Genomic DNA, 22,314 nt, shown 5'->3' with positions numbered 1-22,314 from the left:
GAACGCGGCCTTATCAAACGCACCCGGCTGAGCGGCATTCATCTTCTCCGCATTCGCCGCCTTACCCTGCGCCTGCTTATCATCGGCCGGCGGCTTCGCGGCGGCCTGCGCGGCGCTGGCCTTCGACGCGGGCGGCGGATGCGCGGCGAGAGTCCTCTGCTTACCGGCTACATCTGACTTGAGAGTGTTGAACTTGGGCGTCGACGCCGCGGGAGGACGCGAGAAACGCTGGACCGGCGTCGCCGGCGCGGCGTCCCCAGCGGAGGAAAGAACGTTCGTTCTCGCCGTGTCCGTCCCGCGCACGAGGTCGGCGGACTGCTCGCCGGCCGGCGCCGCCAAGGCAGAGGTGTCGACGGCCGTCGCCGGAGCGGAGATGGCGGCAGGCGTCGCCGGAGCGGAGGCGCCGACAGGTGTCGCGGGAGCGGTGGTGCGGCGCTGAGCCAGCATCGCGGAGACCGCACGGTTGCCCACCGCGGACTGAAGGCGTTGCGCCACGCGGGGATTGATCGGCCGCCGGGGAGACGGCGCCCCCTCGGCATGCTCGGCCGGCGCCGCCGGTCGGTCGCGGCGTGCGGCCGCCTGCTCGGTCGTCTGGTCGTCGGCCGAGGACCTCACCCGTCGCCACCCCCGCATCCGCCGGCCCACCGGATTCCCAGTGTCGGGTGCGGGTTGCCGGAGTTGACCGGCGCCGGAGGCAACCGGCTGGGCAGCGCGGGTTGCCTCAAAGGGCAGAGCGGCCGGTCAGCCCGGCTCGGTGGGCGATGACGGCGAGCTGGGTGCGGTCGCGGACGTTCAGCTTGGTGATCAGCCGGCTGACGTAGGTGCGGGCTGTGGCGGGGCTGAGGAGATGGTGTGCCCGGCCGACCGCCGGGTAGCCGGCCGCGTAGTAGGCGAACAGCCCGAACGCGGTGACCAGCAGGACCGCGCGCGGGTGGGTGCGCCGGGCGAGCATCAGCGCGCCCAGCGCGCCAGCCCAGCCGTAGGCGAACGCGTCCGGCTGCTGCGTGCCACCCTGCCGCGCCGAGATCACCGCGGCGGGGCACGTTCGTCAACCAGAGTTTGCGAGCCGTGCCCCCGAGCTGGTCCTCGCGCCTTCGCCACCGCGTCCAGCCTCTTCACCGGCCTGATCACGGGCGCCGTCGCCGGCCTGATCGCCTGGGGCCTGACCAGGCTCAGCCTCGCCCGGGGCCCGGCCCGGCTCCGGTGAGCGTCTTGCGCATGCGGACCAGCGGGACCGGCGCGCCGCCGGAGTCGTCGGTCAGGTGCTCGACGGGCTGGTAGCCGGCCGCCTCGTAGAGCGGACGCCCCGCCAGCGTCGCCACCAGGCTCGCGGTGGTGAAGCCCTCGGCCGCGGCCGCGCTCTCGCAGTGGGCGAGGATCAGGCGGCCGACACCTCGGCGGGCGAAGGACGGGTGGGTGTACATCGCCCGGATGCGGGCCGGGTCGGCCGCCGGGTCGAGCAGCGCCGCGTCGCGGCCCGAGGAGTGGTCGCCGCCGTACAGGGTCGCCCGGCGGCTCCAGCCTCCGCAGCCGGCCAGGTCGGTGCCGCCGAGAACCGTGTAGTAGGTGCCGTCGTCGATCAGCTGGGTGTCCAGGCCCATGATCGCGCGGCTGGACTCGACCTGCGCCGTGGTGAGGAACGGGCGCAGGAGCTCGGACGTCGCCGCCTCGATCAGGGGAAGCAGGGCGGGCAGGTCGCCGCGGGTGGCCGGACGGATCGTGAAGCGCATGGCGTCGATTGTGAACGGCGCGCAAGATGAGCTGATGGGCGACTACCGGCAGGCGTACGAACGGAGCATGCGAGATCCGGAGGGCTTCTGGCGGGAGGCCGCCGCGGCCGTCGACTGGATCCGGAAGCCGGGGCGGGTCCTCGACGACAGCGCGGCGCCGCTCTACCGGTGGTTCCCGGACGGGGTGCTGAACACCTGCCACAACGCGCTCGACCGGCACGTCGACGGTGGGCTGGGCGAGCAGGCGGCGCTGATCCACGACAGCCCGGTGACCGGCGTGCTCAGGTCGTACACCTATCGGGAACTGCGCGACGAAGTCGCGATCTTTGCGGGCGCGCTGCGGAACCAGGGGGTGCGGCGGGGCGACCGGGTCGTGATCTACATGGCGATGGTGCCCGAGGCGGTCGTCGCGATGCTGGCCTGCGCGCGGATCGGCGCGGTGCACTCGGTGGTGTTCGGCGGCTTCGGGGCGCGGGAGCTGGCCGCCCGGATCGACGACGCCAAGCCGGCGGTGATCGTGGCGAGCTCGTGCGGGATCGAGCCGACACGCGTGGTGCCCTACCAGCCGATGCTCGACGCGGCGCTCTCCCTGGCCACCCATCGGCCTTCAAAACGCATCATCCAGCAGCGCCCGCAGCACCCCTTCGACCTCGGTCCGATCGACGTGAGCTGGGATGACGCTCTAAGTAACACAGAGCCTGCGGATTGCGTCGCCGTGAACGCGACCGACCCGCTCTACCTGCTCTACACCTCGGGTACGACCGGCAAGCCGAAGGGCGTCGTCCGGGACAACGGCGGGCACGCGGTGGCGCTGCGCTACTCGATGGAGGCGGTGTTCGCGGCCGGCCCGGGCGACGTCTTCTGGGCGGCGTCCGACGTCGGCTGGGTGGTCGGCCACTCGTACATCGTCTACGCCCCGCTGCTCACCGGCGCCACCACCGTGCTCTACGAGGGCAAACCGGTCGGGACGCCGGACGCGGGCGCGTTCTGGCGGGTCGTCGCGCAGCACGGCGTCACCGTCATGTTCACCGCGCCCACCGCCATCCGCGCCGTCAAGAGGGAAGACCCCGAAAGCAAACTGCTCGACGGGTACGACCTGAGCACGCTGAAACGCCTCTTCCTGGCCGGCGAGCGCCTGGACCCGGAGACGTACTCGTGGGCCGGCGCCAAGCTCGGCGTCCCCGTGATCGACAACTGGTGGCAGACCGAGACCGGCTGGCCCATCGCCGCCAGCCCGCGCGGTCTCGAGGAGCTGCCGACCCGGGCCGGCTCGCCGTCGTTCCCGGTGCCGGGTTTCCGCGTCCGCGTGGTCGACGGCGCCGGTGACGACGTGCCGCCGGGCGACGACGGCGCGATCGTGCTCGGCCTGCCGTTGCCGCCCGGCTGCCTGCCGACGCTGTGGGGCGACGACGACCGCTACGTCGCGTCGTACCTGTCGGCGTTCCCCGGCAACTACCTGACCGGCGACGGCGGCCGCTTCGACGCCGACGGCTACCTGTACGTGATGGGCCGCACCGACGACGTCATCAACGTGGCCGGGCACCGCCTCTCCACCGGCGCGATGGAGGAGGTGCTGGCGTCGCATCCGGCCGTCGCCGAGTGCGCGGTGTTCGGCGTGCACGACCCGCTCAAGGGCCAGGTGCCGCGCGGGCTGGTCGTGCTGAAAGCCGGGGCCGGCGCCGACCCGGCCGACCTGGTCGCGCTGGTCCGCGAGCAGATCGGCGCGGTGGCGGCGCTGCGGCGCATCGACATCGTGGCCGGCCTGCCGAAGACCCGCTCCGGCAAGATCCTCCGCGGCACCATGCGCGGCATCGCCGACGGCCGCGACGAGCCGGCGCCGTCCACCATCGAGGACCCGGCCGTGCTCGACGCGCTGCGGCCGTTACTCCGCGGAAACCGGGAGTGACAGCCGCCCAGCGGACGACCAGGTCCCTGATCTCGTTCTCGTTGTCGGTCATACCCCTGTAACCCGGCGAGCGGACGGAACTCATCGCCCATGCTGAAAACTCATCGCCCATGCTGAGAAGAGTGCGGGAAGTCTGGGCGGGGCTCGCGGGTGTGCCGGTGTCGTTCGGGGATCCGGTGGTGGTGTCGCCGCAGTCCCTGCTGTGCCCGCCGGGCTGGGCCGGCGTGGTGGTGATCGGGGACGCGGCCATCGTGACGGCGCCCTCCGCCCGGGCGGCCGAGCTGATGCGCGGCGGGCTGGCCGGGCTGCCGGTCGAGGACTGGACCTCGCCCGAGGCGTTGCGGTCGCGGCTGCCGATCGAGGCGGTGCTCGGTCCGGCGACCCTGGCGTACTGCTCGCGCCTCTCTTCTCCCCCGCCTGTGGGAATTGTCCGCGGTGACGTCGCCGACCTGGTCGCTTCCGTCTCCGAGGACGACGCGGGTGAGGCCGGGCTGGACGAGATCACGTCGGCGGCCTCGGTGATCCGGTCCGGAGGGCGGGTGGTCGCCGCTGCGGGCTACCGGCGCTGGCCCGGCGACGTCGCGCACCTCAGCGTGCTGACCGCGCCGTCTCATCGAGGCCGCGGACTGGCGAAACAGGTCGCTGCCGCCGCGACGGCCGACGCGTTGGAGGCCGGGCTGCTGCCGCAGTGGCGGGCACGTCCGGAGCCCTCCCGGCGGGTGGCGCGAGCGCTCGGCTTCACCGAGATGGGTGCCCAGCTGAGCGTGACCCTCGCCACTTGAACACTGTTCAGGATTGAACATCGTTCAAGTCTGCTGCGAGACTGCCACGCATGCAGCTGAAGCGTGCGGACGTCGTGACCGGGGCCCTGGCCCTGCTCGACGCCGACGGTCTCGACGGGCTGACCATGCGCAAACTCGGCGCGCGGCTCGGTGTGCAGGCCGGCGGCATCTACTGGCACTTCACCAACAAGGAGGCGCTGCTCGGCGCCATGGCCGACCGGATCGTCGGCGAGATCACCGCGACCCCGCTCGCCCCCGGCCGGTGGGACGAGCAGCTCATGGAGATCGGTCACCGCTACCGCCGCGCCCTGCTGAAACACCGCGACGGTGCCCGCGTGGTCGCCGGCACCTGGGTGCAGGAACCGAACACGGTGCGCGGCGGCGACCAGATCATGCGCATCCTCACCGACGCCGGGTTCCCGCTCGACCGGGCCGCCTGGGTGCTCTTCGCGGTCGGCTACTACGCCCTCGGCCACACGATCGAGGAGCAGGCCCAGCGCGCCGCCGGCGACTGGGAGGAACGCACTCTGGAGGACACCGAGATGCACCAGGTGATGGGCAACGTGATCAAGGCCGACCCCGAGGAGCGTTTCGCGTACGGTCTGGAGCTGTTCCTCGACGGCGTCCGCCTGCGCATCGCCGAGGCACGGCGGTGACCCGGGTGATCGGCACGACCGCCGAGCTCCGCGAGTACGTGAAGACGCCCCTGCGCCTGATCGCCGACAAGGGCATCGACCACATCGACGCCGAGACCCGCCGCTTCCTCGAACTGAGCCCGTTCTTCCTGGTGGCGACCGCCTCCGACGACGGCACCGTCGACGTCTCCCCCCGCGGCGACCCGGCCGGCAGCGTCCTGGTGCTCGACGACCACACCTTGGCGTTCGCCGACCGCAAGGGCAACCGCCGCCTGGACAGCCTCGAGAACCTCCTGCGCAACCCGCACATCGGCCTGCTGTTCCTGGTGCCCGGCTCCGGCGACACGGTCCGCGTCAACGGCCGCGCCCGCATCGTCGCCGAGGCCCCCTACCTTCCCCGGATGGCCGTCCAGAACGTGACGCCCCACCTGGCCGTAGAGGTCCACGTCGAGGAACTGTTCCTGCACTGCAGCCGAGCCTTCGTACGCTCATCCCTCTGGAACACAGAAACCTGGCCCGACCGCACGGACGTCCCCACAGCAGGCAAACTGGCCCGCAGCCAGTCCGGCGTAAAGGTCCCGGTCAAAATGCTCGACGCTTTCATGGACCGCGGCTCCCGCAACACTTACTAACCCCCAACCCAGGCCCATCGCAGCCAAGGCGTACGCGGGGAATCGGGTCATGCCCCGAAGCCTCGCGCCGAACGGTGACCGAGTTCCATCAGGGTTGCCCCTGGCCGCTCCCGGAGATGCGTCCCAAACTCATGAGGGCGACCGCACGAACAGCCCCGGCTCGGGAGGGCGACCGCACGAGCGGCCCACGCTCAGGAGGGCGACCGCACGAACAGGCCCAGCATTCCGGACAGCGCCGACGAGAACACCGTCACGATCACGTCCGGGCTGGTGCTCTCCTTGCCGTCCCCCACCGTCCAGATGATCCCGGCCAGCGCGATCACCAGGATCGCGGACAGCGCCACCACCAGGATCTTCCACAATGTCCCCGCGTCCGCGCCGGCCGGCGTCGGGATGCTCTGAGCCGCAGCCGCCGCACCCACCGCCGCCTTCACTTCCACCGACTCGCCCGCCGCCCCCTCCATGGCGTCCCGAACCATCTGCTGAACAGTCATGTGCCGTGCTCCTCACCCCAGCGCGTCGTTTCGTACCGGGAAGGAGGACGCCACCGCCCGTCAGATACAGATCACCGCGAACCGGACACGCGCCGCCCGGGGGTCTTGGCGACCGCCGCCGAGGGCAGGTCAGGCGGGGCGAAGCACAACCACCCGAACAACTCCGGGAACACTCGCGAGTGTGGCAGCCGGGGCGGCGGCCACGAGGCCGCCGCCCAGCATGGCTGCGCCGCCGGGCGAGGAGGAGAGAACGCCGGGACGGGCGGGACACGTGCGTCTCCTTAGGACGAGGGACCGATCTCCCTCGTTCCGGCAGACGCCGGCATCAGCCCGCGGCAGCGGCCATCAGGCTCTTCTTCCGGCTCGGCAGGACCACGTCGACGATGCCGTACTCCTTGGCCTCCTCGGCTGTCATGATCTTGTCGCGGTCGATGTCGCGGACGACCTGCTCGAGCGGGCGGCCGGTGCGCTCGGACAGCAGTTGCTCCATCTGCTGGCGCATCCGCATGATCTCCCTGGCCTGGATCTCCAGGTCGGTGCCCTGGCCCTGGGTGCCGCCGCGGGCCGGCTGGTGGATCATCACGCGCGAGTGGGGCAGGGCGAGCCGCTTGCCGGGGGTGCCGCCGGCCAGCAGGATCGCCGCCGCGGACGCCGCCTGGCCGAGGCACACGGTGGTGATGTCGGGGCGGACGTACTGCATGGTGTCGTAGATCGCGGTCATCGCCGTGTACGAGCCGCCGGGGGAGTTGATGTAGATCGTGATGTCACGGTCCGGGTCGGTGCCTTCCAACGTGAGCAGCTGCGCCATCACGTCGTTGGCGGAGGTGTCGTCCACCTGCACGCCGAGGAAGATGATCCGGTCCTCGAACATCTTGGTGTACGGGTCCTTGGACGCCGTCCCGTACGAGGTCCGCTCGGTGAACGACGGCACCACATAACGACTCTGCGGGTTCATGCTCCGACACTAGGCAGGCGGGCCGGTTTTGGCCCGCCTGTTCGCCCTGAGCGTGTTCGCCCACAGCGGAGAGCCGGGACGGACCCGTAGGTCCTGTCTCGTGGATCACCCCAGTGCGAGGCGGGGTCCACGAGAGAGGACCTAGTGCCAGCGGCCGACGCGCATGCCGTCGAGTGACGGCTTCCAGTCGGCGCTGTCGCGGCTGTCGGCGACGTATCCGAGGCGCGAGGCGAGGGCGATGAGGACGAGGAAGAGAAGCAGGCCGAAAGCCATGGTAACCACTCCTGAGCTGGCGTTTTCTTGGTGATGAGACCAGTCTCCGCCTCTTCCGTGCGGCCAGACAGTGGCAGGGATGCCATACATCTACAAAATGCTGCCAGCACCGGTTAGGCTGGCCGCATGTTGCGCAAGGTGGCCGTGATCGCGCTCGACGAGGTGGCCGTGTTCGAGCTCGGCGTGCTCTGTGAGCTGTTCGGTTACGACCGGACAGCCGAGGGCCTGCCCGGGTACGAATACGCGCTGTGCACCCCCGGCGGCGCTCCCGTCCGTACGCATGCGGGGTTTTCGATCGTCCCCGACCACGACCTCGCGCCGGCCGACGACGCCGACCTCGTCGTGGTCGTGCCGAACGACACCGACCGTGAGCCGCCCGCCGAGGTCCTCGACGCTCTGCGCCGCGCCCACGCCCGCGGCGCGTGGGTGATGAGCGTGTGCACGGGCGCCTTCGTCCTCGGCGCGGCCGGCCTGCTCGACGGCCGCCGCTGCACCACCCACTGGCTGCACACCGACCGCCTCGCCCAGCGCTTCCCGGAGGCCAAGGTCGACCCCGACGTCCTCTACGTCGCCGACGGCAACATCCTGACCAGCGCCGGCACCGCCGCGAGCGTGGATGCCGGCCTGCACCTGATCCGCGAGGAGCAGGGTTCCGCGGTGGCCACCATGATCGCCCGGCGGATGGTGATGCCGCCGCACCGCGACGGCGGGCAGGCCCAGTTCATCGAGTCGCCGGTCATGCCGATCTCCTGCGAGACGCTGCAGCCGGTGCTGACCCAGGTGCTGGCCACCCTGCACGAGGCGCACACCGTGGAGACGATGGCGGAACTGGCCCACATGGCTCCGCGTACGTTCGCCCGCAAGTTCCGCTCCGAGACCGGCGCCACACCGCACGACTGGCTGACCGGCCAGCGGCTGCTGTTCGCCCGGCGCCTCCTCGAGGACTCCGACCTGGGCGTGGACAGCGTCGCCGGGCGGGCGGGCTTCGGCAGCGCGGCCACCCTCCGGCACCACTTCGCACAGCGGATGCACACGACCCCGCAGGCGTACCGGGGAACCTTCCGGGGAACGATGTCCGCATGACGAGTCTGCGACCCACCGTTTTCGTGCTGTTCGGCGCTACCGGCGACCTGGCGAAACGGATGGTCCTGCCGGCCTTCCACACGCTCGCCGAGGAAGGGCTGCTGCCCGACAGGTGGATGCTCGTCGGGAACGGGCGCGGCGACGTCGCCCACGACGAGTTCCAGCGCACCGTGCACGAGGTGCTCGAAGGTAAGCCGTCACGCGGCTTCCTCAGCCGGCTGCGGTTCGCCGGCGGCGGCTTCAACTCCGACGATCCCGGGAGCCTCCTCGACGTCATCGCCGAGGCACGGCGCGAGGTCGGCAAGGATGCGGATGTGGTGCATTACCTGGCCATCCCGCCGGTCGCCTTCCCGGAGATCACCCGCGCGCTCGGTGAGCACGGACTGGCCGAGGGCGCCCGCGTCGTCTACGAGAAGCCGTTCGGCACCTCGCCCGCCGAGTTCCGCAAGCTGGACCGGCTGGTGCACCGGGTGCTCGACGAGGATCAGGTCTACCGGATCGACCACTTCCTCGGTAAGGAGGCCACGCAGGCGCTGCACGTAATGCGGTTCGCCAACGAGATGATCGGCGCGATGTGGGACCGCCACCACATCGAGAGCGTGCAGATCGACGTGCCCGAGACGCTGGACGTGGCCGACCGGGCCGGCTTCTACGACGCCACCGGCGCCACGCTGGACATGCTGGTCACGCACCTGTTCCAGGTGGCCGCCGAGGTCGCCATGGAGCCGCCGGCGTCGTTGGCCGCCACCGACCTGCAGAGCGCCCGCGAGAAGGTGATCCGTTCCTTCCGCCCGCTCGACCCCGCCGAGGTGGTGCTCGGCCAGTTCGAGGGCTACCGCGACACCGACGGCATCGCCAAGCGGTCCCGCACCGACACCTACGTCGCGGCCCGGCTGTGGATCGACAACCCGAGATGGCGCGGCGTGCCGTTCCTGTTGCGCACCGGAAAGCGGCTCGCGCGGAGCGCGCAGAGGGTCAGCCTGATCTTGCGTACGCCGGACGGCCCGTTCCGCGATCTGCCCCCACGAGGCAACGTGCTCAGCTTCTCCCTCTCCGGCGACGGCGAGATCGACACGTCCCTGCTGGCCAAGAGGCCCGGCGTGGCCCTCGACCTGGAACCGGCGTCGGTGTCCCTGCCGCTCGGCGACCTGCCCGGCGCCGATCCTCTGCCCGCGTACTCCCGCCTGATCCACGACGTGCTGAGCGGCGACCGCTCCCTGTTCACCCGCCCCGACGGCCTCGCCGCGGCGTGGAAAGTGGTCACTCCCCTGCTGGAGAACAGGCCGCGGCTGGCCACGTACCCGCAAGAATCGTGGGGCCCGGCGCGGGCCCGCAAGCTGGCCGCACCGCATGGCTGGCTCCTCGGCCAGTGATCCGGCGCGATAATTCACTGCGCCTGGCCGCACGGCGCGGCTAGCGTCGGCGCCATGACCACCCGAACGATCCGCGTGACCGTCCGCGGAGCCTTCACCGGCCTGACCGACGCCCAGCGCGCCACCCTGCTGGCCGAGCAGTCCGACCACGACTTCGGTCACACGGTCTACACCCGCGAGGGCTTCCTCGCGTACGACATAGCGGCGCGCCCGTTCTTCACGTTCCGCTACGCGGCCGAGGTCGCCGGCGAGAAGGACATCCCGACGGCGGCGACGCAGGCCGAGCTCGACACGATCACGTGGCTGGACGAGCACGGCTACGGATACCAGGACCTCAAGGTCCAGACGGTCGACATGTCGCAGGTGCCGCTGGGCGCCCGCGGCCGCCGCCGCACATCCTGATCAGGCTTCGGCCGCGATTGTCTCCCGACCAGACTGGTCACCAGACAACCGGCGCGAGTTTTGTCGCATCTTGCGGTGCAAGATTCTCCGTGGCTCCGCGGAAGGGCGCGTGCCTAACCTGACGTTCAGGCGTGCCTTGGGGGGCCTTGACGTGCACGAGTCCGTTCCGCCGCGCCAACTGCCCCCGCCACCCCGGGTCTTCGTCGGCCGTGACGCCGAGTTGGCCGAGCTCATCGAGCTGGCGGAGCCGGCCGGGGAGGGGGCCGCACGGCTCGCCGTCCTTACCGGACCCGGCGGCGTCGGGAAGACCGCCCTCGTCCGGCGCCTGGCGCACGACCTCATCCCGCGCTTCCCGGCCGGGCAGCTCTACGTAGATCTGCAGGGCTTCAGCACGTCCACCGCCCTCGACCCGGGCGAAGCCCTGGGCCGCCTGCTGCGCGCCCTCGGCATGCCCGCCGACCAGGTTCCCGCCTCGATCGGTGAACAGAGCGCCTGCTACCGGTCCCTGACCGCCGGGCGGCCGGTGATGATCGTGCTGGACAACGCGTTCAGTGTGGGCCAGGTGCGCACTCTGCTCCCCGGTGCGGGACCGGCTCTGGTGCTGGTCACGAGCCGACAGCGGCTGGCCGGCCTGGTCGCGGACGGCGGCGTCGTCGTGGAACTGCGGCCGTGGACGGTGGACCATGCGGTCGCACTTCTCGAACAGACCCTCGGGCCGGAACGCGTCCGGCCGCAGCGCGCCGACGCGGTCGATCTGGCGCACATCTGCGGCGGTCTGCCCATCGCACTGGCGGTGGTGGCCGCCCGGCTCGCCGCCCGCCCGAAGATGCCGCTCTCCCGGGCGGCCGTCGAATTGGCGGAGGAGGGCGACCGGCTGCGCGTACTGCACGACGCCGAAGGGGTTTCGGTGGCCGGCTCGCTGGATCTGTCCTATCAAGGGCTCGGCGCGCCGGCGCAGGCGGTCTATCGGCGGCTCTCGGCCCTGCCGGCCCGCGAGTACGGCTCGGGCACGATCGCCGCGCTGACCGATGCGGCTGGGGACGGTGAGGCCGTGGTCGACCTGCTGATCCAGGCGAATCTGCTGGAGGAGGTGGCCGCCGGCCGGTTCACGCAGCACGATCTGCTTGTTCTCCATGCCCGGCAGCGGTTCGACGCCGACGACCCGCCGGGTGAGCGGGACCGGGTGCATCGGGCCGGTCTGGAGTGGTACCTGGCGGCGGCCGCCGGCGCCGACCAGGTGCTCACGCCGTACCGGCGGCGTCCTTACCCCTACCCGTTCGCCGCCGTCCCGCCCTCGCTGCCCTCGTTCCCCGGCCGGGAGGCCGCGCTGCGCTGGCTCGGCGACGAGCGGCCCGCCCTGATCGCGGCGGGTGCGAAGGCCCTGGAGCGCGGTCGGTACGAGCTGGCCTGGCACCTCAGCGACGTTCTCTGGCCGCTGCTGCTGCTGGAGAAGCATTATCGCGACCGGATCGGCATCGAGGAGCGCGGTGTGGCGGCCGCCCGGCGGTGGAAAAACGTGTGGGCCGAGGCCGAGTCGCGCAAGCGTCTGGGCATCGCGCACGCCGAGGCCGGCCGGCCCGCCGAGGCCGAGGCCGAACTGCGCCGGGCGCTCGAACGCTATCGGCAGGTCGACGATCCGGTCGGCCTCCTGGACGCCGAGGAGCGGATCGCCTCGGTCTATCGGGACACCGGCCGGGAGGGTGCGGCCATCGAGATGTACGCCCGGATCGTCGCCGCGAACCGGACGGCCGGCGAGTCGCGACGCGCCGGGGTGACGCTCATCCGGTTGGGCGCCCTCCTGTGCCGCACCGGGGCGCCGGGCGAGGCGGTCGCCCGGCTGCTGGAGGCACGGGAGATCTTCCGGGGACCGGGGTCGGCCGACCCTTACAACCGGGAGCGGACCGAGATCGCTCTGGCCGGCGCCTATCTGGCGCTGGGCGACCTCGACGCCGCCGCGGCGACAGCCACCGGCGCGGTCGCCGGGATGCGGCGGCTGGGCTCGCGGTTCGAGCAGGCTCAGGCGCTCGAGGTACTCGCGCGCGCCGCCGACCTGCGCGGCGACCCGGCGCGTGCCCGGCGACACCGGACGCGCGCGCTGGTGCTCTACGACGATCTGGGCTCGTCACGGGCGCGGGTCCTGCGTGCCGAACTGTCCGATCCAGACGCGGTAGGCGCAGGCGGCGGCCCGCCGGACTGAGCCCGACGAGCCGAGGCGGAGCGTGGCGGCCGTTCCGTCGCGGGCACCGACCACAAGGTAACGGCCGGCGCCCACCACGAGGATCAGGGTCAGGCCAGGGTAGGCGTCGAACAGCGCGGCGATCTGCTCGGACCGGGGCCGTTCGTCCGGCGCGGTGATCAGCACGTCGGCCAGCCGGATCAACCGGTCCGGCACGGACGGATCGCGGCGTACGACGAAAGGCTCGGGCGCGGCGCTCACGGCGCTGATCCCGGCGCCGGCACCGGGGCGATGCGCCGATGGCGGCCGGGCTGCGGCAGATCGAGCAGCCGATAGAGGTGGCGGCGCAGGCGTTCGCCGGCCATTCCCGGGTACGACGTGAGCCGCGCGGTGACGACCTCGGCGTCGAGTGTGGGCGCGTCGAGCAGTTGTGGCTCCAGAGCCTCCCCCACCCGCAGCCGGGCCGCCTGCCGGCCGACCAGTTCCTGCGCGGTGCCAGGCGCGCACCGGTCGGACCATCGGCCCTCCAGGCGCATCGTCGGCACGCCCGCCGCGGCCGCGTACGCGGTGACCGAACCGTGGTCGCCGATCACGTGGTCGGCCGCGGCCACCACCGCCCGCCAGTCCTCGGCCGGTTCGGGCAGGATGAGTCCGGCCGCGCGGCAGTCGGCGGTCCACGCCCGCACCTGACGGTGCCCGTGTGCCCAGACGGCCGGGTGGAGCAGCGCCGCGACCTGGAACCGGTCGCGCGGCAGGCCGTCCAGCAGCCGGGGCAGCAGGTCCCGCCGCGCGCCGAAGATCCCGTCGCACCCCCACGTGGAGCTGACCACGACCAGCCGCTGGTCGTCGCCGATCCGCATGGCGCGGCGGTACCCGGCGCGCTCGGTCAGGCTCCGGACCAGCCGGTCGAAACAGACGTCGCCGGTCACCAGGGCTACGGGCAGCGCCGCCGGACACTGCCGGCGCAGGATGTCCCGTTCGAACTCGTGAGCCAGCACCAGGGCGGCCGGGAGCACCCGGCCGCCTCGGAGCAGCCGCCGAGCCTCCAGTCCGAAGACCTCCGGTGGTTCGGCGATCGGGCCACCGCGGTCGGGTGGCCGAGCGGTCTTACCGTGCCCGGCACCGTGCGCCATCAGGACAAGTGGGCCGTGGATCTCGGCGAGCCCGTCGTAGGCCGCGGCCAGGGCGAGGTCGAACCGCTCGCGGGTGGCCTGCGCCCATGGCAGGAGCAGTGCCCCGAGCCCGCGCAGGTAGTCCTCGACACCCGGGTTGAAGACGTCCGGCGCGATCGTGAACACGACCTGCACCCGCGGGTCGGATTCCACCAGATCGATCACGTCGAGCAATCTCTGACAGCTCACCACGGTGTGCGCGACCACCAGCACCGTCCGGCAGCCGGCCCGGGTGACCCACCGATCCGCGTCGATGCCGATCGGCACCGTCATCCATCCCTGTTCCATGCTTCCGCCCTCTCCTCCGGCCTGGTCGTGCCCAGAGTCCGAAGACGACCGGACGGCGGACTGGTCGGCGAGCTTGCAGCGGGCTTGCACGGTCACTGGCAAGCGCATGTCAGATCTCGCGCAGTTCGCAAGGAGCCGATTGGCGATCAGGGAGCTCCTGCCAACACACTGAGTAGCGGAACGGCTACACAGGGGGGTCTCGTGTGGTTCGGCGTGCTGGGTCCGACAGAGTTGCGGGACGGAGAGCGGCCGATCTCGCTCGGCGCGGCGAAGCAGCGTGGTCTGCTCGCTCTGCTCCTGGTACACGCCGGCCGACCGGTCAGGGTGGACAGCCTGGTCGAGCACCTGTGGCCGGACGGCGGACCGGATGATCCCCGGCAGGTCATCTATTCGCTGGTCAGCAGGTTACGGGCGGTTCTTGGCCGGCACGGGGTGCCGGCCACGCTGATCAAGGAGGGCAACGCGTACCGGTTGGACGTCGATCCGCTGATGGTGGACCTCCACCGATTCCGGATGCTCGTGGAACGCGCCCGCGCCGCGCTGGACGGGGATCGGCCCGGTACAGCGGTGTCCGATCTGGAACTGGCCGCCGGTCTCTGGCGCGGCGACGCGGTGCTGGAGCTGCGCGGCGCCTCAGCCGAGCAACTGCGCCGGGAGCTGGGTGACGAACAGGTGGACGCGCGCCGGCTGCTCGCCGACGGCCGGCTCCGGCTCGGCCGGTACGACGCGGTGCTGGCGGACCTGCCGGAGCTGTTGCGCGAGCATCCGCTGGACGTGACGTTGGCCCGGCTGTGGATCGGCGCGCTGTGTGCCGCCGGCCGGGAGGACGACGCGCGCCGGCACCTCGCCACCTTCCGGAAGAAGTACCGGCGCGAGATGCGGGCCGATCCGCACATCGATATCGACCGGATCCTCGCCGGTCGTCCAGGGGCCGCGACGGGCCGGCCGCACCAGTTGCCCGCCGCTGTATCCGGCTTCGTCGGCAGGGAAGCCCCGCTCGCCCAACTCGACCGGTTCGCCGAGCGGATACTCGGCCGGCCCGACATCGTGGTGATCACCGGGATGCCCGGCATCGGCAAGACGACGCTGGCCGTCCACTGGGCACGCCGAAACCTCGGGAAGTTCCCGGACGGACAGCTCTTCCTGCCGGCCGGCGCGTTCGGACCGGGCGCGCCGGTCGACCCGAAGGAGGCGCTGGCGCGTTTCCTGCATGCGTTCGGCGTGCCGCCGGATCGGATTCCCGAGGGCCTGGACGAGCGGCGACACCGGTTCAACGACCTGCTGGACGGGCGCCGGGTTCTGGTCGTCCTGGACAACGTCGCCTCCGCCGAGCAGGCCCGCCCGCTGATCCCGGCCACGGGTGGCTCCCTGGTCATCATCACCAGCCGGGACCGGCTCAGCGGGCTCGCCATCCGGGACGGGGTGCACCATCTGGTCAGCGATCGGCTGGCCGACGCCGAAGCCCGGACGCTGCTGGCACGGACGATCGGGGAGGCACGAGCGGCGAGCGAGCCCGCGGCCGTCGATCGGCTGGCCGGCCTGGCCGGCGGCCTGCCCCTGGCGGTACGCATCATCGGCGTACGAGTCTCGGAACGGCCCCGGGCCCGAATCGCCGACCTGGCCGACGAACTCCGCGACCGGTTGCTCTGGGAACACGGCGGGCAGGACAGCCTCGACGCCATCTTCTCCTGGTCGTACCGCGACCTCGATCGCGCCGCCGCGACCATGTTCCGGCGGCTTGCGCTGCACCCAGGCGCCCGGATCAGCCTGCCCGCCGCCGCGGCGGTGGCCGGCGCGGGCCTGCGTGAGGCCGAAGGGGTCCTCGACCTGTTGGCCCGGGTGAATCTCGTGGAGCACGACACCGCGCGGCGCTACCAGATGCACGATCTTTTGCGGACGTATGCCCAATCACGCTGCGACGCCGAGGAGAAGCCCGAGGAGATCGCCGATCGCAGGCTGGCCGTGACGACCTGGTTCCTGTGCTCCGCGGCGAACGCGGCAGCGGTGCTCGCACCGCAGCTCCCGCCCGTGCCCGATCTGCCGGACGCTCCACCGGGCACTTTGGAGTTCGACTCCGAGGCGGCGGCCCGGGCTTGGTGCGAGAACGAGCGGGCAAACCTCGGCGCGGCCACCCTGGAGGCCGCGCGGCACGGGCTGCATCGGCTTGCCTGGCAGCTCCCGGCGGCGATCCACGAGACCTTCTCGCACACCGGACGGTATGACGACCTGATCCACCTCAACCGGATCGCGGCCGCCTCCGCACGACTGGATGGACACCGCTTCGGGGAGATCGCCAACCTCAACAACCTCGGCCACGCGTACAGCGCCACACACCAGTACGGGCGGGCCATCACCGAGCTGGTCAAGGCCCGTGACCTCGCCGCCGCGGCGGGGAACCTGACCGCCGAGAACATCTGCGCACACAACATCGGGGTGGCATTCCTCCACCTCGGTGACACAGCCCGGGCGATCGAGACGCTCGAACAGGTCCGGGAGGCCGCGCGAAAACTGGGCAACTCCTACGGTGAAGCGGCGACGCTGCTCCGGCTGGGGGACGCGTACCGGGTGGAAAAACAGCCAGAGCGCGCGCTGGAGGCATACGCCGACGCGCTAGCCATTCAGGAGAGCGGGAACGCGATCCGCGAACAGGGCCTGACCCACCAACGGTTGAGCGAGTTCCACCTGGATGCGGGTGACCTGGCCGCGGCGGCGCGGCACTGTGCGATGGCATTGGCCCGCCATGATCGCGCCCAGGACACCGCCGGCCGCTGCGACGCCCTGATCACCCGGGCGGACATCGAGCGTGCCGCCGGTTCCGGGTCGGCCGTCGCCCACGCGCGCGCCGCGGTGGCGGCCTGCGCCGCACTGGACGACTCCTTCCGCAGAGTCCGCTCGCTCGCCGTCCTCGCCGACGCCCTGGCTGCCACGGGCACGATCAGTGCCGCCACACGAATCCGCGCGGGAGCAATCCGGACGGCCGCCGAGCTGTCCGGCCCCGACGCGCAAACACTGAGGGCCAGACTGGGGTCGGTCCCCTGAGATGCGCCTGCTGCGCCATCCGTCCGGGTGACGCAGCAGACAAGTTGTCGAGCGACTAGTATCGTCTCCTACGCGAGTTGAAGGAGATGGGCGATGGCGGAAGCCGGTCCGGACGCAAAGGTCATTACCATCGAATAAGACATACAGGCAACGATGCCTACGAACTTCACCATCGGCGACAGATCCTCTTTCATGGTGGAGAAAACGTCCTCGGTACGGACGTCGAAGAAGATCATGACCGCCTTACTAATATATGTCTACTTTTAGTTAGTTAACCTCATCAATTAGAGCGACTCGGCGGTGACCGTCCGGATCGCCTCGGTGAGGGCGGCCAGCCCGGTGCGGGCCTCGTCCTCGGTCAGTGTCAGCGGCGGCCCCATCCGCAGCACGTTGTTGTAGAGGCCGCCCTTGCCGACCAGGAGCCCGTTCTTCCGGCACTCCTCGAAGACCCGCACGGTTGCCGCGGCGTCCGGCTCGGTGGTGCCGGGGCGGACGAACTCGACCGCCAGCATCAGGCCGCGGCCGCGCACCTCGGCGACGATCGGGGAAGATCCGGCGACTGCGCGCAGGCCGTCGAGCAGGATCGTCCCCGCCCGCTGCGCGTTGCCCTGCAGGTCGTGCGAGAGGACGTAGTCGAGGACCGCGTTGCCCGCCGCCGCCGAGACCGGGTTGCCGCCGAAGGTGGAGAAGCTGATCGCCGGCACCGCGTTGATCACCTCGGCGCGGCCGACCACGCCGCCCAGGGCGAACCCGTTGCCGATGCCCTTCGCGAAGGTGATCAGGTCGGGCACGACGCCGTGCGCCTGGTAGCCCCAGAAGTGTTCGCCGGTGCGGCCCCAGCCGGTCTGCACCTCGTCGGCGATGAGCAGGATGCCGGTCTCGTCCAGGACCTTCTTGTACGCGCCCAGCATGCCGTCCGGCGCGTGCACGAATCCGCCGACGCCCTGGATCGGCTCGGCGATCAGGGCCGCCACGTCGCCCGCGGTGACCGTGGCCAGGGTTTCGCGCAGTTCCTCGACGGCCACGTCGAGCTGGTCGCCGTCGGCGAGGCCGGCCATCCGCCCGCGGATCCGGTCGCCGGACGGCAGCCAGGACACCTGCACCGGGTTCAGCGAGCTGGCCGACCAGCTGCGGTGCCCGGTGACCGCCATGGTCCCGAAGCTGCGGCCGTGGTAGCTGTTCTTGATCGCCAGGATCTGGTTGGACCTGCGGATGTTCGTGGCCATCAGCAGGGCGGCCTCGTTGGCCTCGGTGCCCGAGTTGGTGAAGAAGACCCGGGCGTCGGGGATGCCGGAGACCCGGGCGATCTTCTCGGCCAGTTCGACCTGCTGCCGGATCAGGTACAGCGTGGACGTGTGCACCACCCCGGTCCGCAGTTGCCGCTCCACCGCGTCGCGGATCTCCGGCACGTCGTACCCGATCATGTTGGTCAGCACGCCGCCGAAGAAGTCCAGGTAGGTGCGTCCGGACGCGTCGGTGACGTGCCGCCCGGCGCCGGAGACGATCTCGATCGCCTCGTCGCCGTAGTAGATCGGCATCCAGGCCGGCAGCACCGCGTGGTGCCGGGCGAGCAGGTCGTCGGTCATCGAAACCTCCGGTTTTCGGTACGGTGGGCGGCCGAAGCCAGGATGCTGGCGAGTTCGTCGAAGCCGTCGGCCACCAGACCGGCGGTCACCCGCACGTGGTCGATGGCGGACGGCGTGACCATGAAGGGACCGCCGGGCGCGACGCTGATGCCGTGCGCGGCCAGTGTGACCAGGGCGTGCTGCTGGTTGTGGACGGTCAGCCACAGGTTGATGCCGTCCTCGGCGGTGGCCTCGACGCCGTGCTCGGCCAGGCAGGCGAGCAGCGCGGAACGCCGGCGGGCGTATTCGGACCTGGCTGCCGCGACCTGCGCGATCGACGTGGGCGAGGTGAGCAGATCGAGGAGTACGCCCTGGAGCAACCGTGACGACCAACCAGGGCCGAGCAACCGCCGTGACGTCACCGCCTCGATCAGCCGGGCAGGTCCGCCGATGGCCGCCAGCCGCAGGTCAGGTCCGTGACTTTTGGAGAAACCCGCGATGTGTACGGTGCGGTCCGAGCCGATGCTGACCGGCGCCGCCGTCGCGATGTCTCCGGCATGGTCGTCCTCCACGACGATCACGTCGGGGTGCTTCGCCAGCAGCGCGGCGAGCTCGGCGGCACGCTCGGCCGACATCGACGCCCCGGTCGGATTCTGCGCCCGGGGCTGGAGAAACACCGCGACCGGGTCGGCGTCGAATGCGCCCGGCGATAGCTCGATCACGGTGGCACCGACGGCGTCCAGCAGGTCGAGCAGCGGCGGGAACGTCGGGTTCTCCACGACCACGCGGTCACCGAACCGCACGACCGCACCGATGATCCGGTCCAGCGCGTCCAGGGCGCCGTCCACCACGGTCACGGCCTCCGGCGGGAACGGCCAGCGCTCCCGCAGCACGTCCTCCAGCGCCGGCAGCACCGGGGCGTCCAGGTAGCTGCTGGTCAGCCGCCCGTCCCCGATGCGCTGGAGGGCATCGGTCAGATCAGGCAGAAGATCATGATCGGGTACGCCGGACGACAGGTCCCGCGCCAGCGACGGCCCGCCCAGTTGGGTGTAGCGCAGTCGCGGCCGGTCGAGCGCCGCCACGAACGTCCCGGACCGCCCGCGTGTCTGGATGGCCCCGGCCCGTAACAGGCTCTGCCACGCCTCGGAGACGGTCGTCGGGCTGACCCGGAGCTCGCGCGCGACGTCCCGCACGGTCGGCAGCCGGGTGCCACTGGGCAGGTCACCGGCGGTGACGAGCCGGCTCACGGCCGCGGCGATCCCACGGGAGCTTCGATCCTCGACGGACCGGGCGATCAAGGCGAGCAAATTACGTCTCCGAAACATTGCGTAACAATCAGGCAATTGTCCGCCGTCATCTGTGTCGTAACGTTCTACCACCTCGGATGTCAAGCTCCCAGGAGCGATGACATGCGGTGGCGGGACGATCACACTGTCTTGGTGACCCACGCCACAGGGAGAAGAGAGGGGCCCGGCTCATGACCGACGTCATCCGCGCCGCCCTCGTCCAGACCAACTGGACGGGCGACAAGGAGTCGATGATCAAGGCGCACGAGGACTACGCGCGGGACGCCGCCGCGCAGGGCGCGAAGGTGATCTGCTTCCAGGAGTTGTTCTACGGCCCCTACTTCTGCCAGGTCCAGGACGCCGCCTACTACGAGTACGCCGAGTCGATCCCCGGCCCCACGACCGAACGCTTCCAGGCGCTCGCCGCCGAGCTCGGCATGGTGATGATCCTGCCGATGTACGAGCAGGAGCAGCCCGGTGTCCTCTACAACACCGCGGCCGTGGTCGACGCCGACGGCAGCTACCTCGGCAAGTACCGCAAGAACCACATCCCGCAGGTCAAAGGCTTCTGGGAGAAGTTCTACTTCCGGCCCGGCAACCTCGGCTACCCGGTGTTCGACACCGCGGTCGGCCGGGTCGGCGTCTACATCTGCTACGACCGGCACTTCCCCGAGGGCTGGCGGGCGCTCGGCCTGAACGGCGCCCAGATGGTCTTCAACCCGTCCGCCACCAGCCGCGGCCTGTCCAGCTACCTGTGGCAGCTGGAGCAGCCGGCCAGCGCGGTCGCCAACGAGTACTTCATCGGCGCGATCAACCGCACCGGCGTCGAGGAGCTGGGCGACAACGACTTCTACGGCCAGTCGTACTTCGTTGACCCGGAGGGCAAGTTCGTCGGCGCGGTCGGCGACACCCACCACCCCGAGCTGATCGTCCGCGACCTGGACCTGGGCCTGCTGAACACGGTCCGGGACCGCTGGCAGTTCTACCGGGACCGGCGCCCGGACAGCTACGAGGGGCTGGTCGCGCCATGATCGAGCGCACCGAGCTTCGCGCACCGCGAGCAGCCCACCTTCGTGACAGCGAGGGCCACGAGAGCATGGCTGAGGAGGCTCTGTCGTGAGCACCCTGATCAAGGGCGGCACCGTGGTCGGCCCGACCGGTCCGTACGCGGCGGACGTGCTCGTCGACGGCGAGACCATCGCCGCGCTCTTCGCGCCGGGCCGGGCGCCCGACGGCCCGGAGGTCGTCGACGCCACCGGCAAGTACGTGATCCCCGGCGGCATCGACGCGCACACCCACATGCAGCTGCCGTTCGGCGGCACCGAGGCCAGCGACACCTTCGACACCGGCACCAAGGCGGCGGCGATCGGCGGCACCACCACGATCGTCGACTTCTCGGTGCAGCGCTACGGCGAGGTGGTCCAGGACTCGCTGGCCGCCTGGCACGCCAAGGCGAACGGCAACTGCCACATCGACTACGCGTTCCACCAGATCCTCGGCGGCGTGGACGACGACGCGCTCAAGGCCATGGACCAACTGGTCAACGACGAGGGCATCACGAGCTTCAAGCTGTTCATGGCGTACCCGGGCGTCTTCTACTCCGACGACGGGCAGATCCTGCGCGCCATGCAGAAGGCCCGCTCCAACGGCGCCCTGATCATGATGCACGCGGAGAACGGCCCGGCCATCGACGTGCTGGTCAAGCAGGCTCTCGAGCGCGGCGAGACGGACCCGATCTTCCACGGCGTCACCCGGCCGCAGGAACTGGAGGCCGAGGCGACCAGCCGGGCGATCTGGCTGGCCAGTGTGGCCGCCGACTGCCCGCTCTACATCGTGCACCTGTCGGCCTCGAAGGCGCTGGAGCAGGTCAAGAACGCGCGGGACCTGGGCCGCAACGTGTTCGCCGAGACCTGCCCGCAGTACCTCTACCTGACCCTGGAGGACCAGCTCGGCGCGCCCGGTTTCGAGGGCGCCAAGTGGGTCTGCTCGACGCCGCTGCGCAGCAAGCACGAGAGCCACCGGGCGGACCTGTGGCAGGGCCTGCGTACCAATGATCTGTCGGTGGTCTCGACCGACCACTGCCCGTTCTGCATGAAGGACCAGAAGGAACTGGGCGTCGGCGACTTCTCCAAGATCCCGAACGGGATCGGCAGCGTCGAACATCGCGTCGACCTGCTCTACCAGGGCGTGGTCGACGGCAAGCTGTCGCTGGCCCGCTGGGTCGAGGTCAACGCCACGACGCCGGCCCGGATGTTCGGCCTCTACCCGCGCAAGGGCGTGATCGCCCCCGGCTCGGACGCCGACATCGTGGTGTACGACCCGAACGCGCGTACCCGGATCAGCGTGGAGACGCACCACATGAACCTGGACCACTCGGCCTGGGAGGGCTGGGAGATCGACGGCGGCGTGGACACCGTGTTGTCCCGCGGCGAGGTCATCAGCCGTGGCGGCACCTACACCGGCCGGGCCGGGCGCGGGAAGTACGTCAAACGCGGGCTGTCCGACTACCTGGTCTGAGAGGCG

At 71.0% G+C, this 22,314-nt stretch carries 21 protein-coding genes and 1 pseudogene; 11 read left to right on the top strand and 11 right to left on the bottom strand.

All coding sequences use genetic code 11. From position 1 onward, the window contains the following. From QSK31_RS11060 to QSK31_RS11050, 3 genes and pseudogenes are all read right to left on the bottom strand, one after another. Positions 1 to 615: pseudogene (locus QSK31_RS11060) on the bottom strand (hypothetical protein); the annotation flags it as partial. 106 nt (positions 616 to 721) lie between these two features. Next, complete coding sequence (locus QSK31_RS49195) at positions 722 to 1,030, bottom strand: hypothetical protein (protein WP_502872928.1); 309 nt, start codon at positions 1,028 to 1,030, stop codon at positions 722 to 724. 142 nt (positions 1,031 to 1,172) lie between these two features. Further along, positions 1,173 to 1,730: a GNAT family N-acetyltransferase gene (locus tag QSK31_RS11050; protein ID WP_285683297.1), complete on the bottom strand. Its 558-nt coding sequence runs from the start codon at positions 1,728 to 1,730 to the stop codon at positions 1,173 to 1,175. A 34-nt stretch (positions 1,731 to 1,764) separates the two neighbouring features. Here QSK31_RS11050 and QSK31_RS11045 point away from each other — a divergent pair, with 34 nt between their 5' ends. The 4 genes from QSK31_RS11045 to QSK31_RS11030 all read left to right on the top strand — a co-directional run bounded on the left by QSK31_RS11045 (position 1,765) and on the right by QSK31_RS11030 (position 5,685). Further along, positions 1,765 to 3,636: a propionyl-CoA synthetase gene (locus QSK31_RS11045; protein ID WP_285683335.1), complete on the top strand. Its 1,872-nt coding sequence runs from the start codon at positions 1,765 to 1,767 to the stop codon at positions 3,634 to 3,636. A gap of 122 nt (positions 3,637 to 3,758) precedes the next feature. Beyond that, entirely contained in the window at positions 3,759 to 4,418 is a 660-nt protein-coding gene (locus tag QSK31_RS11040; RefSeq protein WP_285683295.1) for a GNAT family N-acetyltransferase, read from the top strand. 50 nt (positions 4,419 to 4,468) lie between these two features. After that, a complete protein-coding gene (locus tag QSK31_RS11035) occupies positions 4,469 to 5,074 on the top strand; it encodes a TetR/AcrR family transcriptional regulator C-terminal domain-containing protein (protein ID WP_285683293.1) in 606 nt (201 codons plus the stop codon). Between the two features lie 5 nt (positions 5,075 to 5,079). After that, positions 5,080 to 5,685 carry an MSMEG_1061 family FMN-dependent PPOX-type flavoprotein gene (locus QSK31_RS11030; protein WP_285683292.1) on the top strand — a complete coding sequence of 202 codons (606 nt, stop codon included), beginning with the start codon at positions 5,080 to 5,082 and terminating at the stop codon, positions 5,683 to 5,685. A gap of 191 nt (positions 5,686 to 5,876) precedes the next feature. Here QSK31_RS11030 and QSK31_RS11025 read toward each other — a convergent pair whose 3' ends face one another. From QSK31_RS11025 to QSK31_RS11015, 3 genes are all read right to left on the bottom strand, one after another. Then, on the bottom strand, positions 5,877 to 6,179 hold the full coding sequence (locus tag QSK31_RS11025) for a hypothetical protein (protein ID WP_285683290.1): 303 nt from the start codon (positions 6,177 to 6,179) through the stop codon (positions 5,877 to 5,879). Positions 6,180 to 6,504: 325 nt separating this feature from the next. Beyond that, a complete protein-coding gene (locus QSK31_RS11020) occupies positions 6,505 to 7,134 on the bottom strand; it encodes an ATP-dependent Clp protease proteolytic subunit (protein ID WP_285683287.1) in 630 nt (209 codons plus the stop codon). Positions 7,135 to 7,275: 141 nt separating this feature from the next. After that, on the bottom strand, positions 7,276 to 7,407 hold the full coding sequence (locus QSK31_RS11015; RefSeq protein WP_285683285.1) for a hypothetical protein: 132 nt from the start codon (positions 7,405 to 7,407) through the stop codon (positions 7,276 to 7,278). A 126-nt stretch (positions 7,408 to 7,533) separates the two neighbouring features. Between QSK31_RS11015 and QSK31_RS11010 the strand changes: the two genes are divergently transcribed. From QSK31_RS11010 to QSK31_RS10995, 4 genes are all read left to right on the top strand, one after another. Next, entirely contained in the window at positions 7,534 to 8,490 is a 957-nt protein-coding gene (locus QSK31_RS11010) for a GlxA family transcriptional regulator (RefSeq protein WP_285683283.1), read from the top strand. Then, the gene (locus QSK31_RS11005) at positions 8,487 to 9,863 is read left to right on the top strand and encodes a glucose-6-phosphate dehydrogenase (protein ID WP_285683281.1); all 1,377 of its coding nucleotides are present in this window, start codon (positions 8,487 to 8,489) and stop codon (positions 9,861 to 9,863) included. Before QSK31_RS11010 ends, QSK31_RS11005 begins: the two co-directional genes overlap by 4 nt. A 54-nt stretch (positions 9,864 to 9,917) precedes the next feature. Next, the gene (locus QSK31_RS11000; protein WP_285683279.1) at positions 9,918 to 10,265 is read left to right on the top strand and encodes a DUF6204 family protein; all 348 of its coding nucleotides are present in this window, start codon (positions 9,918 to 9,920) and stop codon (positions 10,263 to 10,265) included. Between the two features lie 151 nt (positions 10,266 to 10,416). Further along, a complete protein-coding gene (locus QSK31_RS10995) occupies positions 10,417 to 12,462 on the top strand; it encodes an AAA family ATPase (RefSeq protein ID WP_285683278.1) in 2,046 nt (681 codons plus the stop codon). Here the strand turns inward: QSK31_RS10995 and QSK31_RS10990 are convergent. Beyond that, positions 12,388 to 12,702, bottom strand: coding sequence for a hypothetical protein (locus QSK31_RS10990; RefSeq protein ID WP_285683277.1), 315 nt, complete (start codon positions 12,700 to 12,702; stop codon positions 12,388 to 12,390). The genes QSK31_RS10995 and QSK31_RS10990 overlap by 75 nt on opposite strands. After that, the gene (locus tag QSK31_RS10985; protein ID WP_285683276.1) at positions 12,699 to 13,901 is read right to left on the bottom strand and encodes a hypothetical protein; all 1,203 of its coding nucleotides are present in this window, start codon (positions 13,899 to 13,901) and stop codon (positions 12,699 to 12,701) included. Before QSK31_RS10985 ends, QSK31_RS10990 begins: the two co-directional genes overlap by 4 nt. Before the next feature lie 213 nt (positions 13,902 to 14,114). Between QSK31_RS10985 and QSK31_RS10980 the strand changes: the two genes are divergently transcribed. Then, on the top strand, positions 14,115 to 16,940 hold the full coding sequence (locus tag QSK31_RS10980; RefSeq protein WP_285683275.1) for an AfsR/SARP family transcriptional regulator: 2,826 nt from the start codon (positions 14,115 to 14,117) through the stop codon (positions 16,938 to 16,940). Between the two features lie 68 nt (positions 16,941 to 17,008). Here QSK31_RS10980 and QSK31_RS10975 read toward each other — a convergent pair whose 3' ends face one another. Genes QSK31_RS10975 through QSK31_RS10965 form a run of 3 tightly spaced genes read right to left on the bottom strand, consistent with a single transcriptional unit; the run spans position 17,009 to position 19,830 of the window. After that, the gene (locus QSK31_RS10975) at positions 17,009 to 17,176 is read right to left on the bottom strand and encodes a hypothetical protein (protein WP_285683273.1); all 168 of its coding nucleotides are present in this window, start codon (positions 17,174 to 17,176) and stop codon (positions 17,009 to 17,011) included. Between the two features lie 48 nt (positions 17,177 to 17,224). Beyond that, entirely contained in the window at positions 17,225 to 18,526 is a 1,302-nt protein-coding gene (locus tag QSK31_RS10970; protein WP_285683272.1) for an aspartate aminotransferase family protein, read from the bottom strand. Further along, on the bottom strand, positions 18,523 to 19,830 hold the full coding sequence (locus QSK31_RS10965) for an aminotransferase-like domain-containing protein (protein ID WP_352244399.1): 1,308 nt from the start codon (positions 19,828 to 19,830) through the stop codon (positions 18,523 to 18,525). Before QSK31_RS10965 ends, QSK31_RS10970 begins: the two co-directional genes overlap by 4 nt. Positions 19,831 to 19,982: 152 nt before the next feature. Here QSK31_RS10965 and QSK31_RS10960 point away from each other — a divergent pair, with 152 nt between their 5' ends. Both QSK31_RS10960 and hydA read left to right on the top strand, forming a co-directional pair. Then, complete coding sequence (locus QSK31_RS10960) at positions 19,983 to 20,822, top strand: nitrilase-related carbon-nitrogen hydrolase (protein ID WP_285683271.1); 840 nt, start codon at positions 19,983 to 19,985, stop codon at positions 20,820 to 20,822. An 85-nt stretch (positions 20,823 to 20,907) separates the two neighbouring features. Next, the gene (hydA, locus tag QSK31_RS10955) at positions 20,908 to 22,308 is read left to right on the top strand and encodes a dihydropyrimidinase (protein ID WP_285683269.1); all 1,401 of its coding nucleotides are present in this window, start codon (positions 20,908 to 20,910) and stop codon (positions 22,306 to 22,308) included. The last annotated feature ends 6 nt before the right edge of the window (positions 22,309 to 22,314 follow it).

Origin of the sequence: Actinoplanes sp. NBRC 103695 (assembly GCF_030269485.1) — a bacterium.
Lineage (GTDB): Bacteria > Actinomycetota > Actinomycetes > Mycobacteriales > Micromonosporaceae > Actinoplanes.
The sequence above is the reverse complement of the archived record's forward strand: the minus strand, read 5'-3'. Positions and strand labels throughout refer to the sequence as shown.

Coding starts and splice junctions, on each gene's coding strand:
- QSK31_RS11050 (WP_285683297.1), bottom strand. CDS start 1,730: ATGCGCTTCACGATCCGTCCGGCCACCCGCGGCGACCTGCCCGCCCTG.
- QSK31_RS11045 (WP_285683335.1), top strand. CDS start 1,765: ATGGGCGACTACCGGCAGGCGTACGAACGGAGCATGCGAGATCCGGAG.
- QSK31_RS11035 (WP_285683293.1), top strand. CDS start 4,469: ATGCAGCTGAAGCGTGCGGACGTCGTGACCGGGGCCCTGGCCCTGCTC.
- QSK31_RS11025 (WP_285683290.1), bottom strand. CDS start 6,179: ATGACTGTTCAGCAGATGGTTCGGGACGCCATGGAGGGGGCGGCGGGC.
- QSK31_RS11020 (WP_285683287.1), bottom strand. CDS start 7,134: ATGAACCCGCAGAGTCGTTATGTGGTGCCGTCGTTCACCGAGCGGACC.
- QSK31_RS11015 (WP_285683285.1), bottom strand. CDS start 7,407: ATGGCTTTCGGCCTGCTTCTCTTCCTCGTCCTCATCGCCCTCGCCTCG.
- QSK31_RS11010 (WP_285683283.1), top strand. CDS start 7,534: ATGTTGCGCAAGGTGGCCGTGATCGCGCTCGACGAGGTGGCCGTGTTC.
- QSK31_RS11005 (WP_285683281.1), top strand. CDS start 8,487: ATGACGAGTCTGCGACCCACCGTTTTCGTGCTGTTCGGCGCTACCGGC.
- QSK31_RS11000 (WP_285683279.1), top strand. CDS start 9,918: ATGACCACCCGAACGATCCGCGTGACCGTCCGCGGAGCCTTCACCGGC.
- QSK31_RS10985 (WP_285683276.1), bottom strand. CDS start 13,901: ATGGAACAGGGATGGATGACGGTGCCGATCGGCATCGACGCGGATCGG.
- QSK31_RS10975 (WP_285683273.1), bottom strand. CDS start 17,176: ATGATCTTCTTCGACGTCCGTACCGAGGACGTTTTCTCCACCATGAAA.
- QSK31_RS10970 (WP_285683272.1), bottom strand. CDS start 18,526: ATGACCGACGACCTGCTCGCCCGGCACCACGCGGTGCTGCCGGCCTGG.
- QSK31_RS10965 (WP_352244399.1), bottom strand. CDS start 19,830: ATGTTTCGGAGACGTAATTTGCTCGCCTTGATCGCCCGGTCCGTCGAG.
- QSK31_RS10960 (WP_285683271.1), top strand. CDS start 19,983: ATGACCGACGTCATCCGCGCCGCCCTCGTCCAGACCAACTGGACGGGC.